The sequence below is a fragment of the Stenotrophomonas sp. YJH_SMC_12-1 genome (genome assembly GCF_059370935.1).
Genome location: NZ_JCAFUD010000006.1, coordinates 125,319 through 141,683, shown reverse-complemented (window position 1 = coordinate 141,683; position 16,365 = coordinate 125,319). Strand labels below are relative to the sequence as shown.

Here is a 16,365-nt window from a genome sequence, read left to right as displayed (position 1 = left end):
GGTGACCCCCGCTTTGTAGAGCCAAGCCTTGCTCGGCTGCTTTACCAGCGCGCCTCCAGCGTTTTGAACGGTTTCGCCAGCCGCACACCCTCGGCATCGAAGTCGGAAACGCTATGCCCATCCACACGCACCGTCTTCGGCATGGTGCGCGCCGGCCACCAGACTTTCACTGCCGTCCCGCTGCGCAACCCCTTGCCCAGCGTGACCGTCAGCATGCCGTCGCGCTGCCGCGCCTGCATCTGCAACGTGCCATACGCGGTTGGCAGCCGCTCCACCGCCAACCCATCGCCCGCCACCCACGACGGCGGCGTGCCCGGCAGCAATGACAACGCATCATCGTCTTCGCGCATCAGCATGCCGAACAGCGTGCGGCCGTACTCGGCACCAATCCAGGTATGCGGCATGTCGCCCAGGTAGCGGGGGAAACGCAGCCGCGAGTGCACGACCTCGGCCAGTACCTGCCACTCAAGCGGGCGCCGATCATGCAGCAGTCCCTGCAGCAGCTCATCGGCAACCTGCGGTTGGCCCAGGTGCACATAGCTCAGCACGTTGCGGATCTCATACGGCGTATAGGCGTACAGCGCATCGGGCTGCCTGCGCTTGCGCACATCCTCCAGATAACGCGCGAAGGTGGTCCGCAGTGCCTCGGCGGGCAGCACGCTCTGCGCACCGGTGGGGTCCAGTGCGATCGATACGCCGGTTGGATCGCCATCGCCCAGGTCGGCCGAGGAGGGGATGAAGTCGATGCCCTTCCACGCCATCGTCGCCCGGATCGAGGCGTGCAGCGCGTCGTAGAGCAGCTTGTATTGCTCGCGCGCCCAGGCAGCAGTCTCGTGGTCGCCCAGTGCCTCGGCCAGCCACGCGCCGTCGTGCCAGCCCTTCAGTCCCCAGTAGTCATCCCAGTAGCTGTGGGTGGGCGACGGATAGCCCTCATGGCTGATCGACGGTGCAAGGATGCCCGCGAATCGCTCCGGCGCCGGTTGGTCGGCCTTGTAGCCGGGTACCAGCGTGCGCTCGCGCAGTTCCTGCAGGAAGCGCAGCGCCGCTTTCACTCTCGGCAGATAGGCACGTACCGACTCGGGCCCGCCATCGAGGCGCGCGACATCGGTCACCAACGCGACGTACTGGCCCTGGCTGTCGTATTCGATGTCCGAACCAAAGCCGGTGTTGACGCTGCCATCGTCATTGAGGATCGGCGAGACCAGACCGTTGGCATGCACGCCGTGTTCGCTGTACCAGGCCAGGTAGTCGCGCGCGACGCGGGCTTCACCCATGCGCAGCAGCACCGCCGAGGTGGCCATGCCGTCGCGGATGAAGGAGCGGTTGTAGTTGCGCGGGCCGGGCTGCATCGCAGGGCCGGTCTGGTTGATCAGCATGTAGGCGGCCTGCGCACGCAGCATGTCGACCAGTGAGGGATCGGGCAGGCGCAGGCCGACCTGGCCCAGCCGTGCCTGCCAGTCCGCGGAGGCCTGCGTGGCCAGGGAATCAAACGCCGTATTGGCATCGCGGGGCAGCGTAGCCAGATCGAGCGCAGGCGCTTCGGGCAGCGCGCCCTTGCTATCGGCGGCGGCAGTACCCAGCGGGAACGCGACCACGATGGCATCGCTGGCGCCCGGTGCCAGTGATACGTGGTAGTTCAACGCAGCCGAGGCAAGACCCTCGTCGTCGTGCGCCTGTTGCGTGGAGGGCAGCTGGTCGGCAGCGACGTTCGCGGTGATTTCCGTTGCGCCATCCTTGCCAAACGGCGCTGCGCCGGATGCAGTCACCGGCGTGAGCGACTGCAGCAGCGTGCGTCCATTGATGCGCACGGCCTGTCCATCGATCGCCACATCGCGGATGGGTGACAGCCCGCCGTTCTGCCACGGTGGATTCATCTGCATCGGGCGCACGACCAGGCTGAGCGTGCCGTCGATCCTGGCGCTGCCCGTGTTGTGCAGGCGATGCCGCAGGAAGGTCACCGGCTGGCCACCACGTTCGATGGCAAACACTTCGCTGCGCAGTTCCAGCCCGGGCTGCGGCGACCAGGTGGCGGAGGGCATCGGCTTCCAGCCATCACGCAATGCATGCTGCACGTTCTGCCCGGCGGCACCTGCAGTGCTCGCATTGGCGCTGCGCCAGATCGGCTGCACCAGCGGCGCTCCCTTGAACGCTTCCAGGTTGCCGTACTCGTCGAAGATCGATTTCTGTCGTCCGCCATGCACGCCGACGGCAGTCCAGTAAGTCTGCTGCATCTGCAGCGAGGCCGGGAACAACGCGCGCTGCGCGCCGCTGGCGACGATCTGATACTGCTTCATCGGTGTCATCACGGCTTTTGGGCCGAGCAGGCGCAGGCGTGCCACCTTTGGTGCAGATCCATCCACGCTCAGGCGGAATGCACGCACGGCCTGTGCGGCGTTGGCGGCCAACCAGCTCTGGCGGTGGCTGGCCGCCTGCGCATCGTGCGCGAGGTCCTGCCACCGGCCCTGTGCATCCTGAACCTGCAATCGGGCAGGGCCGCGGTTTCCATCAGCCCAGTCGACCACCAGACCAGCCGTCGATTGAGCCTGCGGCAGCGTGATCTCTAACGCATGGGATCCATTTGTCCCGGCCGGCATCGGAACGGTGCCGCCGCCTTGCCAGAGCGCTGCTGCCTGCGCTGCATCGATACCGCTGATGCGTGCGCTGAGCGTGCTGTCCAGAGGCTCCATCTCGAAGATCGACACGCCCCAGTCGGAGGTGCGCTGCGGGCTGGCCAGCCGCAGATAGCGCGCCTGCCGCGGCGCGAAGTACAGCGTTTCCACATCGCCCAGTGAATCGGCCATCGTGTACGCGGTCTGCCACTGCGTGCCATCCAGTGAGGTCTGCAGTGAATAGCCTTCCGGATTGGAGACATCCCAGGTGAGGCGCGCGCCGGCCAGCAGGGTGGGCGCGCCCGGGTCGATCTGGAACCAGTGCCCAGGGCTGAAGGCGCCGCCGGTCACGGTCTTCGGGTCGCCGTCGATCAGGTGGCCGATCGCCATCGCCGGCACCTGCTGCGAGGAACTGCTGGCCTGCCATTGGCTGCGCGGGGGGAGGGTCTGTGCCTGTGCGCTGGAGGCCAGGGCGGCCAACAGCAGGGCAATGGCAGATCGCCATGGGATAGCTGAGCGGGAGACCTTGGAGCGTTCGGCGCGCAACGTCATTACGGACAGCCTCGCAGGTTCGACCGGAATCGGGCGAACGCTACGCTAGCAAGGGATGTAATCGGTTACATGACGCGCTGCAATAGCGCCAGGCTGTGCGCGGCGTGTCGGAGGCATGACCGCGTTGACGGCTATGGTTCTGGACGCGCGCCTCGGAAGGGCTAGCTTGGGTCAAGGTCAAGGAGTTCAGTATGGGTTGTCATATGACAACCTTCGTTGGACAGGTGCAGGCTTCGGAGAAGGCGGATGTCTCGTGTGTGTGACCCCGACAAGGACATTGAAGCCGCATTGCGATTTGCGGAAGCGAGGGGTTGGAGATTGCGGGTGGGCGGCAGCCATGCGTGGGGGCGGATGTACTGCCCCTACAACGACAGCAAATGCCGGAGCGGGGAATTCTGCGTCGCGAGCATCTGGAGCACGCCACGCAACACCTGCAATCACGCCAGAGTGCTGCGCCGTGTGGTCGAGAACTGCAGCCGTGAGCAATGAGAAACGGTGCGAGCCGAAACGAGATAGGCAGATGATGGAATTCAATTTCACCCTGAAGTACCGCCTGCCGGACGCCTACGACGATGGCGGCATGCTGGAGCAGCGACTTGTGGAATCGGGTTGCGATGATGCGCTGCTGGGCATCGGACGACCTGGCCGGATGGCGCTGGCATTCTGTCGTGAGGCTGACAATGCCGGTGCCGCCCTGGCGTCGGCATTGGGCGACGTACAGCGTGCCGTGCCGGGGGCCGAGCTGGTCGAAGTAAGCCCCGATCTGGTGGGGCTGACCGATGTGGCGGACCTGTTGGGGGTATCACGCCAGAACATGCGCAAGCTGATGCTGGCCAACCCGCAGTCGTTTCCTTCACCGGTTCACGAAGGGACGACGTCGATCTGGCATCTGGCTGACATCCTCGACTGGCTGCAGGCGCGCGGCAGTGGGAAAGTCACCTCGGAAATGGCGGAACTTGCTACCGCGGCGTTGCAGCTCAACCTGGCCCGCGAAGGGCGCAGGTTGCAGCCAAAGGTGTAGTGCGGGCCACGGCCAGCACCCACCCGGAAAGCGAGGCGTTACAACTCCACCGTCTCCCACCAGCGCGTGCCCGCCTCCGGCGCCTGCATGTCGAGCGCTTCGCCCATCATCGGCGTGGCCACCGGCACATTCTTCGCTGCGGCCAACGCGGTGATGCGTTCGAACGGCTGCTGCCACTCGTGCAGTGCCAGATCGAAGGTGCCATTGTGGATCGGCAGCAGCCACTTGCCGCGCAGGTCCAGGTGCGCCTGCAGCGTCTGTTCCGGCTGCATGTGCACGAACGCCCAGCGCGGATCATAGGCGCCGGTCTCGATCATGGTCAGGTCGAACGGACCATACTTTTCGCCGATGGCCTTGAAGCCGTCGAAGTAGCCGGTGTCGCCGCTGAAGAAGATGCGGAAGTCACCGTCCTGGATCACCCACGAGGCCCACAGGCTGCGGTCGCTGTCGCCCAGTCCGCGGCCGGAGAAATGCTGGCCCGGGGTGGCGGTCAGGCGCAGGCCGCTGGCTTCGGTGGATTGCCACCAGTCCAGCTGTTCGACCTTGCTGGCATCCACGCCCCAGGCGATCAGCTGGTCGCCGACGCCGAGCGGTGCAATGAAGCGCGCGGTCTTGCCGGCCAGCTGCATCACCGCTGCGTGGTCGAGGTGGTCGTAGTGGTTGTGCGAGAGGATCACGCCGGCGATCTGCGGCAGATCGTCGATGCTGATCGGCGGCGCATGGAAGCGGGCCGGGCCCATCCACTGCACCGGCGAGGCGCGCTCGGAGAACACCGGGTCGGTCAGCCAGTACTGGCCGCGCAGCTTCAGCAGGATCGTGGAGTGCCCCAGCCGGAACAGGCTGCGGTCCGGTGCAGCATCCAGTGTGGCGCGGTCCAGCGGCTGCACTGGAATCGGGTGCGCGGGCACGGTGCCCTTGGGTTTGTTGAAGAGGAACGTCCACCAGATCTCCAGGCCGTCGCGCAGGCCCATCGCTGGACGGGGCAGGGCATTGCGGAACTTGCCATCACGGTACTGCGGCGACTCGGGGAAGTCGGGGAGGGACCAGGACTTGCAGAAGGTGTAGGCGGTCACGGCGAGGATTCCAAGCAGGAGGACAAGGAGCAGGCGCTTCATGGGTGACGTCCGCTGAGTACACTGCACAGTGTAGTTTCGGGTTTTCCAAAAGTACACTGCTGAGTGTAAAATGGAGGCATCCGTTCAGTTATCCGGTTCCCGCCATGCCCCGTGCCCCGCAACGCCTGACCGACCGCAAACGCGAAGCCATCGTGCGCGCGGCGGTGGAGGAGTTCCGTGCGGCGGGCTACGAGGCGACCAGCATGGACCGCATTGCCGAGGCGGCCGGCGTCTCCAAGCGCACCGTCTACAACCACTTCCCGAGCAAGGAAGCGCTGTTCTCGATGATCCTCGAGGAGCTGTGGGAGCGCAGCGTGGCCAGCGACACATTGCCGTATCGCGCCGACCAGCCGCTGCAGGCGCAGCTGCTGCAGTTGCTGGGGCAGAAGCTGGAATTGCTCAGCGATGCCAACTTCATCGACCTGGCGCGGGTGGCGATGGCTGAGATCATCCACTCGCCGGAGCGTGCGCAGGCCATCGTCTGCCGCATGGGCGAAAAGGAAACTGGCGAGAGTGCGTGGATCCGCGCGGCCATCGCCGATGGCCGCTTGCGCGAGGTCGATCCGGAATTTGCTGGCCACCAGCTGCACGGGCTGGTGAAGAGCTTTGCGTTCTGGCCCCAAGTTACGATGGGGCAGGCGCCGTTGAACGCACAGGAGCGTGCCCGCGTGGCCGAATCGGCGGTGGCGATGTTCCTCGGTTTCTACGCGGTCTAGCTGGCGGCGAAGCGGCGGAACTCGTCGGCCGGCAGCGCCGCCGAGTACAGATAGCCTTGGCCGACATCCACGCCCAGTGCGCGCAGTTGTTGTTCCTGCGCCAGGGTTTCGGTACCTTCGGCCACCACGATCGCGCCGCAGCGGTGCGCAACTTCGACGATGAAGCGCACGATCGACTGCGACTTGGCGTCGGACAGTGTGGCGATCAGCGCCTGTTCGATCTTGACCTCGGCGATGGCCAGCTGCGAGAGCAGGATCAGGGTTGAATAGCCAGCGCCGAAATCATCCAGCGACAGTGTGACCTCCGCCGCCAGCAGCTGTGCGATGTTGGCATCGACCACGTCGCGCTCGACGATCTCAGTCCATTCGACGATCTCCAGGCGCAACATCACGCCAGGCACATCGTGCAGCTGCAGCAGTTCCTGCAGGCGCAGGCCGAAGTCGGGCAGGCGCAGTGACTCGGCCGAAACGTTCACTGCGATCTTCAGCTGCCAGCCATCGCGTCGGCACTGCTGCAGGAAGTGGATGGCCGACTGCAGCGTGGCCCATTCCAGTTCAGCCAACCGCCCCTGCCGACGCAGCAGGGAGATCACGCGCATCGGTGCGATCATCCTGCCCTCGGTATCGCGCATGCGCAGCAGTGCTTCGGCCCCGACCAGCCGGCGATCCTGCAGGCGATGCTTGGGCTGGTAGCACAGCGGCGCATCCCCCTGCTGCAACCAGCGTTCGAGTGAGCTCTCGATCAGGGCGTCGATCTCGCTGTCGCGCTGGATCGGGTCATCAAAGAACACCACGCCGGATTCGATCGCACTCAGTGCAACGGTGATCGCACGGAACGGAAGATGTCCTTCGTCGGCATCTACGGGGGGCTTCAATTCGACTACCGCACAGCGGAACAGCGGCCGGAAACCGGGCCAATCGCGGCCGACCCGGTCAGCCAGGTTGCTGGCCAGCTCGGTGATCTGCGGTTGCGTGCGCAGTTCGGACAAGGCCAGGTCGCGCACCAGGATCGCCAGCGCGGCATCGCCGAACTGGTAGATCTCCAGTTGCGTGGCCGGCAGCGAGGGCAGCAGCCGATGTACTTCTTCGGTGCTGTCGCGCTGCCAGATACCGTTGTCCTGCAGCGGACCATGGCGCAGGCGCAGATCGCGCAGGTTGCCCATCTCGGCCACGATCAGGCAGGCCTTGCCGATGCCGTCGTTGTCGCGCCAGAAGTGCTGCAGGCGTTCGCCGAGCGCGCGCATGTTGGGCAGGCCACTGATCGGATCGATACGCAGCCAGGCCTGTTCGCGTTGGCGCTGCACGTCGATCTGCGCATCGTTGTAGACCAGTGCGAACACCGCGCCCAGCATCAGCAGTGACAGCGGCAGCGCCAGCAGGCGCTGGATCGCCAGCTCTTCCACCGGCAGCAGCTCGGCGCCGATGATCGCCACGCCCAGGGCCAAGCCGAACGCGGTGACGGCGATGCGTACGCCCCAGGCCTGCAGGATCATGCGCAGCGAGAGTTCATTGAGCATGCGCGGGTGCAGGCGCCTGCGCAGCCAGACGCCTGCCAACATCTGCAGTGCGGCCTCAAGGCCAGCAGGCAGGAAGTACAGCGTGCCTGCGAACTGGTAGCGGGCCAGCAGGCTGGCGCCGAGGCAGGCCAGGCCGCCGCGCCAGCCGCCAAGCAGGCCACTGACCAGCAGGATGTCGAAGCCCAGATGGAGCTTGACCACCCCTTGCGTATAGCGGGCCACGAACCACGAGTTGAACAGGTAGATCAGGCCCAGCGCTACGCCTACGTACAGGCGGCGGCCTTCGATGGCGCGGCCGGCGCGACGGGTGGCGATCAGCAGCACGCCGATCATGCCGATCACCGCCGTGGCCTGCAGCAGGTAAAGCGGCAGGCTGGGCAGGGCGCTGTCCAGGACCTGGGCCGCAACCCGTGAAAGCGCATCCATAGCAGGTTCCCGCCTGTGACTGACGGCCAGTGAGGAGCAGGGTAAACCACGGCCGCCTGTGCGGCCACCGCGAGTGCCCTGCGCTGCCCCTGGGGGTCAGTAGCGCGGGTCGGCGATGGCGGGCAGTACCAGTTCACGTACGAAGCCGGACGGCGACAGCTGCAGCAGCGCACGCACCAAGGTCACCACGTCGTGCACCGGCACCAGTTCGCCATCGCCGCGCGCTGCCGCCGCTGCCACGGGAACCGATAGTGCATCGTCGGTATTGAGGTAACCCAGCTGCAGGCTGGTCACGGCCAGGCGGCGGTCACGGAAGCCTTCGCGCAGGGCATCGGCGATGCCGTTGAGTGCGAACTTCGAGGCACCGAAGGCGACTTCCGGGCGCCCGCTGCGTGGCAGGGCCGAGGTCGAGCCGGTCAGTACCAGCTGTGGGCGCGGTGCGCCCAGAACGCGCGGCAGCAGGCGCTGAAGCAACACGAGCGTGGCGGTGATGTTGACGTCAACCAGCTGGGTGAGCGCGGCATCGCTTTCGTCGAGAAAGGCGTACTCGTCGCTGAAGGCCTTCTCTTCCCAGATGCCCAGGTTGTGGATCAGCACATCCAGATCAGCGGGCGCCTGCGCTGCGATGTGATTGGCAGCGACAGCAGGCTGGGACAGATCGGCTTCGATCCATTGCAGTGCGACGCCTTCGGGGCAGGCGATGTAGCGCGGGCGAGTGCGCGAGACACCGACGACGGTGTCGCCGGGCTGGCACAGACCTTCAACGAATGCCCGACCCAGGCCCCTGCTGGCGCCGATGACCATCAATTTCATGTTGCTTCCTTGTTGTACTGCGGCAGTCTCAATCGACTGCCAGAACGGTGTCCCAGTCGGCGAACGCACGCAGGTTGGTGCGTTCAGCGGTAATGATCGAGGCGATGTTGTCGAGCTGGCAACGGTACTGTGGTAGTAGCCGTCGCAGCTGCTGCAGGTGCTGGGATGCACTGACCACTGACAGCCGGGTCAGTTTGGTCAGGCCTCCCATTGTGCGCTCTGCTGGGCGTTGTGCCTCGGGAGCGGCGAGAATCCGTAGGGTCCACAGCAACAGGAACATCCCGGCATGGGAGCACCCAATCCCTTCACTGATGGCCTGCGGCTGCCGCGGGCATGGCAGGAAGCGTTGGCCGATGCGCACATCGAGCGGCAGTCGATCGGCGTGTCGCGCGCGGATGTCGCGCGGGTGCATCGTCCCGGGCAGACCGACGCCTTCCTGAAATCGGAAGTGATCGATGCCTTCAGTGAACTGGGTGATGAGATCGCCCGGCTGCGTTGGCTGCAGGCGCAGGGGCAGTCGGCGCCGACGGTGATTGCCACGACCGAGGAGGGCGGTCGGCGCTGGTTGTTGATGAGCGCGTTGCCCGGCCACGACTTGGCCTCCTCGCCGGAGCTCGCGCCGAGACGGGTGGCAGAACTGCTGGCTGACGCACTGCGTGGCCTGCATGCCGTGCCTGTAGCCAACTGCCCGTTCGACCAGCAGTTGGCATCGCGCCTGCAGGCCGCACAGGCACGCGTCGAGGCGGGGCTGGTCGATGCCGATGACTTCGACGACGAGCGGCTGGGCCAGAGCCCGCAGCAGGTTTTCGCCGAGCTGCGCGCTACCCGGCCCGCTCATGAAGACCTGGTGGTCAGTCATGGCGATGCCTGCCTGCCCAACCTGATGGTGACCGATGGGCGGTTCACTGGCTTCATCGATTGTGGCCGGTTGGGCGTGGCCGACCGCTATCAGGACCTGGCCCTGGCCGCGCGCAGCCTGGTCCACAATTTCGGGGAGAGCCGCTGTGTCGCCACGCTGTTCCAGCGCTACGGTGCGGTCCCTGATGAGCGGCGGCTTGCATTCTATCGGTTGCTTGACGAGTTTTTCTGAGACCGCGCACGGCTGGCGATGGCTGCGCAGATCAGGCCACCCACCACGCTCAGGTGTTCCAGCGCGAAGAACAGGGCCAGTTTTTGTTCCGCACCTTGCTTGGCCCAGAAGGTGTGCACGATGACGATGGTCAACAGCATGAACACCGCAAGTGCACCGCTGCCCAGCCACAGCAGGCGATCAAACAGCAGGCACAGTGAGCCGCCCAGCAGCACCACGGCACTGGCGATGTTGAACAGTACAGGCGGGTGCAGCCCGGCCGCCTGCATTTCGGCCACGCTGTTATCCCACGCCAGCAGCTTGGCCAGACCCGAGGACAGGAACACCACGGCCAGCAGCAGTCGGGCGAGGAACCACAGCACGCGGCTGTCGAGCAGGGTGGCGATCATCCGTGGCATGCAGGAACTCCGGGAGAGGACGGGGCAGGGCGCGCAGCATCGGGCCTCAACCGCAGTTGAGGTCAAGGTTGGCTGAACGAAGCCCGGCGATGATCTGAGGCCTATCTTTTAAATGGACGAACGTTCGTTCACTATCTGCACCATGAGCCGAACCGACCGCAACGAGCAACGCATCGCGCAGATCCTGCAGGCCGCCCTGCAGTGCTTCCTCGTCAGGGGATTCCACCAGACCAGCATGCGTGACATCGCGCAGGCGGCCGGCGTCAGCCTGGGCAATCTCTACAACCACTTCCCGGGCAAGGAAGCGATCATCCTTGCCGTGGCGGTGGCAGAGAGCGAAGAACTGGCACCTTTGCTGCAGCGACTGGCCGCGTCCGATGGCGAGCGTGCACAGGTACTGGTTTTCCTTCAGGACTTCCACGCACTGTGCCGCCAGCCGGAATGGGCGACGCTTGCCGTCGAAGTGCTGGCCGAGAGCGCACGCAATCCGGCCGTGGCCGAGGCCTTCGCGGCCAATCGCAGGCAATTGCAGGCGACGCTGGCCGAAGCCCTGCAGCAGTTGGCTCAGCGCGAGCGGCGGCGTCCCGTGCTGGCAGCGGCACTGCAGGCGCAGGTGCTGCTGGATGCCATCGAAAGCGATGCACTGCGTCGGGGGCTGGGCGAAGCCGATGGCACCGATGGGGCATCGCTGGATCTTGGCCTGCTCGCGCTGCTGCTCGGGGCACGCGCATGAGCGCCGTTGACCGGCGCTTGCACGGCCTTGATCTGGCCCGCTACCTCGCCTTGGCCGGCATGGTGCTGGTCAACTTCCGCCTGGCGATGGCCGTGCCGGCAGAGGGTGAGGGTTGGTTGGCAGGATTCTTCCATCTGCTGGAAGGCAAGGCGTCGGCGACCTTCGTCACCCTGGCCGGTCTTGGCCTGGTGCTGGCTACGCAGCGGCAGCAATGGTGGCCGGCCAGTGTGCAGACCTGGCGGCGCGCGCTGTTCCTGCTGGTGCTGGGCCTGCTCAATCTGACCGTGTTCCCCGCCGACATCCTGCATTACTACGCGGTGTACTTCGCGCTGGCCGTGGTGTGGCTGCGTGCCTCGCCGCGCGTGCTGCTGGCCAGCATCGTGGGCCTGGCGGCCTGTTCGTTCTGGGCGCTGCTGCACTGGAACTACAGCGAAGGCTGGAACTGGCAGACGCTGGAATATGCCGGCCTGTGGCAGTGGCCGGGCGCGGCCCGCAACCTGCTGTTCAATGGCTTCCACCCGTTGCTGCCGTGGCTGTGCTTCTTCCTGCTGGGGATGCTGCTGGCACGGCTTCAGTTGTCGCAGCCGCGGGTGCAGCATGCATTGCTGGTGCTAGGGCTGCTGCTGATCGGGGCTGGACACGGCGTGCAGCAGCTTGCGCAGGGAACGCCCTGGCAGGTGTGGCTGGGAACGCAGCCGATGCCGCCGGGACCGGCTTATGTGCTTACGGGCGCGGGTGCGGCCTGCAGTGTCATCGCCGCCTGCCTGTGGCTGGCGCGTGTGCGACCGGGTGACTGGTTGGAGCCGTTCACCGCGGCCGGACGCATGACCCTGACCCTGTATGTGGGCCACATCCTGCTGGGCATGGGCACGCTGGAAAGCCTGGGCCTGCTCGATGGCAGCGCGTCGCTCGCATCGGTGCTGCTGTGGGCGCTGCTGTTCCTGATGCTGGCGACGGGCGCGGCCTGGCTATGGTCGTGGCAGTTCGCACGCGGCCCGCTGGAGACGGTGATGCGGCGCATCGCAGGCTAGTTCCCTGGTCGTGCTGAAGCGATGTTGTGACGGACATGTCTGTGCCGCGGCGAACGCATCTGCGATAGTGGTGGCAGGTAACACTTTCCGCTTGCATCCATGTCATTCGCTTCGGCGCAGCATCTCGGCGAAGTCCTGCAACAATCCTATGGCATCACCCCCACCGCCGTGGTGCCACGCCCGGTGGGCGCCGACGCCAATGCCAGCGTGTATCGCGTCGATGCGCGGCACGGGCAGTGGTGGTTGAAATGCCGTACCTACCAGGTCGCCCCAGCGGTGTGGGACAGCCTGCATTGGATGCGCGGCACGCTGGGTATCGATGAGATCGTCGCGCCGTGGCCGGCGTTGACCGGTGGTGCGTCTGTGCAGCGCTGGGGATTGCAGTTCACCCTGTTCCCGTATGTGGAAGGCCAGTCCGGATTCGAGGCGGCGTTGAGCCGCACGCAGTGGAAACGGCTGGGGGAGGTGCTGCGGCGCCTGCATGGCGCGCAGTTGCCAGCGGAACTGCAGCAGGCACTGCCGATCGTACGGCTGGAAACCGCGGCGCTGGAGACCGTCGGGCAATGGTTGGCCGGCGAGGGCCTGGCGGCCGCGAAGGACGGGCTGGGTCGCGCATTCGTTTCGGTATGGGATCAGCAGCATGCGCGCATCGCGGCGCTGCATGCGCAGGCACGGGAGCTGCTCGCGGCGTTGCAGGACGCGCCGGTAGACCTGCATCTGTGCCACACCGATCTGCATGCCGGCAACCTGCTGATGGGCAATGACGGGGGCCTGCACCTGATCGATTGGGATGGTCTGTCGCTGGCCCCACGCGAGCGTGACCTGATGTTCATCGGTGCCGCTGTTGGCGGGCGCTGGGGTCGCGAGAATCCACTGGGGTTCGAGGAGGGCTACGGCAGCGACCGCGGTGATCCGCGCTGGATCGCCTGGTACCGGCACTGGCGCATTCTGCAGGACCTGATCGAGTTCCAGCAGGTGCTGCTGGGCAGTGACGGAGAGGACCGATCGCCGCAGCTGCGCCGGCAGTCGCTGCACTACCTGGGGGAGCAGTTCGCACCGGGCAATGTGTTCGATGCGGCGGAGCGGGTATATCGCGCGCTGGATCAGGTTCCAGGCCGTTGCCAGGATCGCCCCGGGTAGAGTCGACTGTTGGTCGACTATCGCGCGCAGCGCGGTTTCTGCCCGCTCCGAACGAAAAGCAGTCGACTAACAGTCGACTCTACCCATGGCCTGTCCATGCACGACCCATGGCTTGCCCGTGCAGGCCCCATGGCTTGTCCATGCAGATGGTTTTCATTCGGCGGGCTTGGCTGCTGCCGAGGCCGCCGCGCTTGCGGCGCGGCGCGACAACACGGCTTCGCGGTGGGCGATGTAGGCGTTGGCGGCGAGGATGATGCCGGCACCGATGAGCGTCCAGCGATCCACGCTTTCGTTGAACAGCAGCCAGCCGAGCAGCGTTACCAGCGGCAGCTGCAGGAAGCTGATCGGGGTCAGCGCCGAGACTTCACCGAGCCGCAACGCCCGCGTCCACAGCAGCTGGCCGACGGTGCCCAGTACGCCGGTGGCCAGCAGCCACAGCCACGCCATGCCGGAGGGCCAGACCCAGACGAACAGTGCCGGGACCAGCGACAGCGGCACCCAGAACACGTAGGTGTAGAGCACCACGGTGTCAGCGCTGTCGACACGGGTCAGCTGCTTGATCTGGATCGCCACCAATGAGCTGAGCACGGCGGCTGCCACCGCTACCAGGCTGCCGGCGGTGAAGCCGGCGGTACCGGGGCGCACGATCACCAGCACACCGATGAATCCAACCACCACCGCGGCCCAGCGCCGTATACGCACGGTCTCGCCCAGCCACAGCACGGCGGCGATGGTGACGAACAACGGCGTGGAGTACGAGAGGGAAACCGCCTGCGCCAGTGGCAGATGGCCCAGTGCCCAGAACGCGCACAGCATCGAACCGAGGCCGATCGCACTGCGCACGAAATAGCGCGGCAGCTGCTGGGTCTTCAGCGGCGCATGGCCCGGGCGCAACAGCATCGGCAGCAGTGCCAGCAGGCCGAAGGCATTGCGGAAGAACGCCACTTCCTGGGTCGGCACGTAACGGGTGGCATAACGAATCGCCACCGCCATCAGGCCGAAGGCCATCGTGCTGCCGAGCATCAGCAGCGCCGCCCGCATCGGGGCGGCGCTGGGGGAGAGGGCGGGGGTGTTCACCACTGTGCGCCGAGCAGGCGGGGCTCCGGTTCGATCGGTACGCCGAACTTCTCCAGTACCGAGGCCGAGATGCGGCGCGCCAGTGCCAACAACTCTGCACCGCTGGCGTTGCCATGGTTCACCAGCACCAGTGCGTGGCTCGGGGCCACGCCGGCATCGCCTTCGCGGAAGCCCTTCCAACCGCAGGACTCGATCATCCAGGCCGCCGAGACCTTGCGCTTGCCGTCCTGCTCGGACGGGAACACCGGCAGGTCGGGGAAGTGCTGCAGCAGCACGTCAACCTGTTCCTGCGGCAGCACCGGGTTCTTGAAGAAGCTGCCGGCATTGCCGAGTACATCCGGGTCGGGCAGCTTGCGGCGGCGGATCGCGATCACCGCATTGGCTACGTCCACCGCACCCGGCAGTTCCACGCCCTGCGCCTGCAGTTCCTCGCGGATGCCGGCGTAGTCCATGCGCAGGTCATGCAGCAATGGCAACTTCAGCTCGATGGCAGTGATCAGGTAACGGTCCATCTGCTGCTTGAACACGCTGTCGCGGTAGGTGAAGCGACACTGCTCGTTGTCCAGCCGTACCCAGGTTTGTTCCTGGCAGTCCCAGGCCTCGACCGCCTGGATGAACTCGCCGACCTGCGCACCGTAGGCGCCGATGTTCTGGATCGGCGCGGCACCGGCGGTGCCGGGAATCAGGGCCAGGTTCTCCAGCCCGGACAAGCCTTCCTGCAGCGACCACATCACCAGGCCATGCCAGGGCACGCCGGCCCCGGCGCGGATCACTGCGTGGTCAGCGCGGTGTTCCAGGAAACTGATGTCACGGTTGCCGAACACCAGTACCGTGCCTGGCAGGTCTTCGGCGATCAGCACGTTGCTGCCGCTTCCCAGCACCAGCAGTGGGCCGCTGGCCACTTCGGGCAGCGCCAGCACTTCCGGCAGCAGGGCCGCGTCGTGCAGTTCCAGCAGCTGGGCTGCACTGGCCTGCACATGGAAGGTGTTCAGCGCCTGCAGTGGCGCATTGCGGGTGAGCGTCCAGCGCAGCGGGGCGTTGCCGTCGACGGTATCCATGGGCGCGCTCACAGTGGGGCCACCGCGCCGCGGCTCGGCGCTTCGCGGCGGCGACGGATCGCCTCCACGCATTCGGAGACCAGGGCAGGGCCACGGAAGATCAGGCCGCTGTAGCACTGCACCAGCGCGGCGCCGGCGGCCATCTTGGCCACCGCGTCGGCACCGGACAGGATGCCACCGACCCCCACCAGCGGCACCGATTCGGGCAGGCGCGAGCGCAGTCGGCGCAGCACCAGGGTGGACTGCTCCAGCACCGGTGCGCCGGACAGGCCGCCGGCCTCGTTGGCCAGCGGATCGCCGGCCACCTTGCTGTGGTCGATGGTGGTGTTGGTGGCGATCACGCCGTCCACCTGCAGTTCGCCCAGCACGCGCGCGGCGGCATCGATGTCGCGGTCACTGAGGTCGGGCGCCACCTTGACCAGCATCGGTACGCGGCGGCCGTGGCGCGCCGCGAGATCTTCCTGGCGGTCGCGCAACTGGCTGACCAGCTGGCGCAGCGCGGTCTCTTCCTGCAATTCACGCAGGCCGGCGGTGTTGGGCGAGGAGATGTTGACGGTGACGTAGTCCGCCAGCGGATACACCTTGTCCAGGCAGGCGATGTAATCGTCCACCGCCTGTTCGTTCGGGGTGTCCTTGTTCTTGCCGATGTTGATGCCGAGCAGGCCGCGGCGGTTGCGCGCGCGCTCGACATTGCGCACCAGCGCGTCCACGCCCGCATTGTTGAAGCCCATGCGGTTGATGATCGCGTTGTGTTCCGGCAGGCGGAACAGGCGCGGCTGCGGGTTGCCGGCCTGCGGGCGCGGGGTGATGGTGCCGATCTCCACGAAGCCGAAGCCGAGCGCGAACAGCGCATCGATGTGCTCGCCATTCTTGTCCAGGCCGGCGGCCAGGCCGACCGGATTGGGGAAGGTCAGCCCGAACACCGTGCTGGGCATCGGCGCGATGCGTGCGGCCAGCAGCGGCGTGGTGCCGGTGCGGTAGGCCAGGTCCAGTGCGGACAGGCCGAGGCCGTGGGCGCGCTCGGCGTCGAGCGAGAACAGGAAGGGGCGGGCAAGCGAATACATGCGTC

Annotated in this window: 15 protein-coding genes; 6 read left to right on the top strand and 9 right to left on the bottom strand. The window is 66.3% G+C overall.

Translation table 11 applies throughout. The features are described from left to right. Positions 1 to 41: 41 nt before the first annotated feature. Positions 42 to 3,161 carry a galactose-binding domain-containing protein gene (locus tag AC5P8Y_RS12625; protein WP_495201987.1) on the bottom strand — a complete coding sequence of 1,040 codons (3,120 nt, stop codon included), beginning with the start codon at positions 3,159 to 3,161 and terminating at the stop codon, positions 42 to 44. A 523-nt stretch (positions 3,162 to 3,684) separates the two neighbouring features. Here AC5P8Y_RS12625 and AC5P8Y_RS12620 point away from each other — a divergent pair. After that, entirely contained in the window at positions 3,685 to 4,182 is a 498-nt protein-coding gene (locus AC5P8Y_RS12620; RefSeq protein WP_049403212.1) for a helix-turn-helix transcriptional regulator, read from the top strand. Positions 4,183 to 4,220: 38 nt separating this feature from the next. On the opposite strand, the gene AC5P8Y_RS12615 is transcribed toward AC5P8Y_RS12620, so the two are convergent. After that, complete coding sequence (locus tag AC5P8Y_RS12615) at positions 4,221 to 5,297, bottom strand: MBL fold metallo-hydrolase (RefSeq protein ID WP_049403178.1); 1,077 nt, start codon at positions 5,295 to 5,297, stop codon at positions 4,221 to 4,223. Positions 5,298 to 5,401: 104 nt separating this feature from the next. Here AC5P8Y_RS12615 and AC5P8Y_RS12610 point away from each other — a divergent pair, with 104 nt between their 5' ends. Further along, positions 5,402 to 6,013, top strand: a complete 612-nt coding sequence (locus AC5P8Y_RS12610; protein ID WP_049403179.1) for a TetR/AcrR family transcriptional regulator — start codon at positions 5,402 to 5,404, stop codon at positions 6,011 to 6,013. Here the strand turns inward: AC5P8Y_RS12610 and AC5P8Y_RS12605 are convergent. The 3 genes from AC5P8Y_RS12605 to AC5P8Y_RS12595 all read right to left on the bottom strand — a co-directional run bounded on the left by AC5P8Y_RS12605 (position 6,010) and on the right by AC5P8Y_RS12595 (position 8,980). After that, the gene (locus AC5P8Y_RS12605; RefSeq protein ID WP_495201986.1) at positions 6,010 to 7,956 is read right to left on the bottom strand and encodes an EAL domain-containing protein; all 1,947 of its coding nucleotides are present in this window, start codon (positions 7,954 to 7,956) and stop codon (positions 6,010 to 6,012) included. The genes AC5P8Y_RS12610 and AC5P8Y_RS12605 overlap by 4 nt on opposite strands. Positions 7,957 to 8,052: 96 nt before the next feature. Further along, entirely contained in the window at positions 8,053 to 8,769 is a 717-nt protein-coding gene (locus AC5P8Y_RS12600) for an SDR family NAD(P)-dependent oxidoreductase (RefSeq protein WP_049430338.1), read from the bottom strand. 28 nt (positions 8,770 to 8,797) lie between these two features. After that, entirely contained in the window at positions 8,798 to 8,980 is a 183-nt protein-coding gene (locus AC5P8Y_RS12595) for a hypothetical protein (RefSeq protein ID WP_033834472.1), read from the bottom strand. A 75-nt stretch (positions 8,981 to 9,055) separates the two neighbouring features. Between AC5P8Y_RS12595 and AC5P8Y_RS12590 the strand changes: the two genes are divergently transcribed. After that, positions 9,056 to 9,859: an APH(3')-II family aminoglycoside O-phosphotransferase gene (locus AC5P8Y_RS12590; protein WP_495201985.1), complete on the top strand. Its 804-nt coding sequence runs from the start codon at positions 9,056 to 9,058 to the stop codon at positions 9,857 to 9,859. Here the strand turns inward: AC5P8Y_RS12590 and AC5P8Y_RS12585 are convergent. Beyond that, on the bottom strand, positions 9,832 to 10,257 hold the full coding sequence (locus AC5P8Y_RS12585; protein WP_111108865.1) for a DoxX family protein: 426 nt from the start codon (positions 10,255 to 10,257) through the stop codon (positions 9,832 to 9,834). The genes AC5P8Y_RS12590 and AC5P8Y_RS12585 overlap by 28 nt on opposite strands. Positions 10,258 to 10,399: 142 nt before the next feature. Between AC5P8Y_RS12585 and AC5P8Y_RS12580 the strand changes: the two genes are divergently transcribed. From AC5P8Y_RS12580 to AC5P8Y_RS12570, 3 genes are all read left to right on the top strand, one after another. Then, positions 10,400 to 10,990 carry a TetR/AcrR family transcriptional regulator gene (locus AC5P8Y_RS12580; protein ID WP_033834488.1) on the top strand — a complete coding sequence of 197 codons (591 nt, stop codon included), beginning with the start codon at positions 10,400 to 10,402 and terminating at the stop codon, positions 10,988 to 10,990. Beyond that, complete coding sequence (locus AC5P8Y_RS12575) at positions 10,987 to 12,021, top strand: DUF418 domain-containing protein (protein ID WP_353949597.1); 1,035 nt, start codon at positions 10,987 to 10,989, stop codon at positions 12,019 to 12,021. The genes AC5P8Y_RS12580 and AC5P8Y_RS12575 overlap by 4 nt, the downstream gene beginning before the upstream one ends. A gap of 99 nt (positions 12,022 to 12,120) precedes the next feature. Continuing rightward, complete coding sequence (locus tag AC5P8Y_RS12570) at positions 12,121 to 13,161, top strand: aminoglycoside phosphotransferase family protein (protein WP_005413140.1); 1,041 nt, start codon at positions 12,121 to 12,123, stop codon at positions 13,159 to 13,161. A gap of 153 nt (positions 13,162 to 13,314) precedes the next feature. On the opposite strand, the gene AC5P8Y_RS12565 is transcribed toward AC5P8Y_RS12570, so the two are convergent. The 3 genes from AC5P8Y_RS12565 to AC5P8Y_RS12555 are packed head-to-tail and all read right to left on the bottom strand — an operon-like array spanning position 13,315 to position 16,360. After that, positions 13,315 to 14,202 (bottom strand): DMT family transporter, encoded by an 888-nt coding sequence (locus tag AC5P8Y_RS12565; protein ID WP_032966688.1) that lies wholly within the window; start codon positions 14,200 to 14,202, stop codon positions 13,315 to 13,317. A 32-nt stretch (positions 14,203 to 14,234) separates the two neighbouring features. After that, positions 14,235 to 15,296 carry a UDP-N-acetylmuramate dehydrogenase gene (gene murB / locus AC5P8Y_RS12560; RefSeq protein WP_111188032.1) on the bottom strand — a complete coding sequence of 354 codons (1,062 nt, stop codon included), beginning with the start codon at positions 15,294 to 15,296 and terminating at the stop codon, positions 14,235 to 14,237. An 8-nt stretch (positions 15,297 to 15,304) separates the two neighbouring features. Continuing rightward, entirely contained in the window at positions 15,305 to 16,360 is a 1,056-nt protein-coding gene (locus tag AC5P8Y_RS12555) for a quinone-dependent dihydroorotate dehydrogenase (protein WP_033833267.1), read from the bottom strand. Positions 16,361 to 16,365: the final 5 nt, after the last annotated feature.

Excerpts from the sequence above, each read along its gene's own strand:
- AC5P8Y_RS12625 (WP_495201987.1), bottom strand. The coding sequence starts at position 3,161 with ATGACGTTGCGCGCCGAACGCTCCAAGGTCTCCCGCTCAGCTATCCCA.
- AC5P8Y_RS12620 (WP_049403212.1), top strand. The coding sequence starts at position 3,685 with ATGGAATTCAATTTCACCCTGAAGTACCGCCTGCCGGACGCCTACGAC.
- AC5P8Y_RS12615 (WP_049403178.1), bottom strand. The coding sequence starts at position 5,297 with ATGAAGCGCCTGCTCCTTGTCCTCCTGCTTGGAATCCTCGCCGTGACC.
- AC5P8Y_RS12610 (WP_049403179.1), top strand. The coding sequence starts at position 5,402 with ATGCCCCGTGCCCCGCAACGCCTGACCGACCGCAAACGCGAAGCCATC.
- AC5P8Y_RS12605 (WP_495201986.1), bottom strand. The coding sequence starts at position 7,956 with ATGGATGCGCTTTCACGGGTTGCGGCCCAGGTCCTGGACAGCGCCCTG.
- AC5P8Y_RS12600 (WP_049430338.1), bottom strand. The coding sequence starts at position 8,769 with ATGAAATTGATGGTCATCGGCGCCAGCAGGGGCCTGGGTCGGGCATTC.
- AC5P8Y_RS12595 (WP_033834472.1), bottom strand. The coding sequence starts at position 8,980 with ATGGGAGGCCTGACCAAACTGACCCGGCTGTCAGTGGTCAGTGCATCC.
- AC5P8Y_RS12590 (WP_495201985.1), top strand. The coding sequence starts at position 9,056 with ATGGGAGCACCCAATCCCTTCACTGATGGCCTGCGGCTGCCGCGGGCA.
- AC5P8Y_RS12585 (WP_111108865.1), bottom strand. The coding sequence starts at position 10,257 with ATGCCACGGATGATCGCCACCCTGCTCGACAGCCGCGTGCTGTGGTTC.
- AC5P8Y_RS12580 (WP_033834488.1), top strand. The coding sequence starts at position 10,400 with ATGAGCCGAACCGACCGCAACGAGCAACGCATCGCGCAGATCCTGCAG.
- AC5P8Y_RS12575 (WP_353949597.1), top strand. The coding sequence starts at position 10,987 with ATGAGCGCCGTTGACCGGCGCTTGCACGGCCTTGATCTGGCCCGCTAC.
- AC5P8Y_RS12570 (WP_005413140.1), top strand. The coding sequence starts at position 12,121 with ATGTCATTCGCTTCGGCGCAGCATCTCGGCGAAGTCCTGCAACAATCC.
- AC5P8Y_RS12565 (WP_032966688.1), bottom strand. The coding sequence starts at position 14,202 with ATGCGGGCGGCGCTGCTGATGCTCGGCAGCACGATGGCCTTCGGCCTG.
- murB (WP_111188032.1), bottom strand. The coding sequence starts at position 15,296 with ATGGATACCGTCGACGGCAACGCCCCGCTGCGCTGGACGCTCACCCGC.
- AC5P8Y_RS12555 (WP_033833267.1), bottom strand. The coding sequence starts at position 16,360 with ATGTATTCGCTTGCCCGCCCCTTCCTGTTCTCGCTCGACGCCGAGCGC.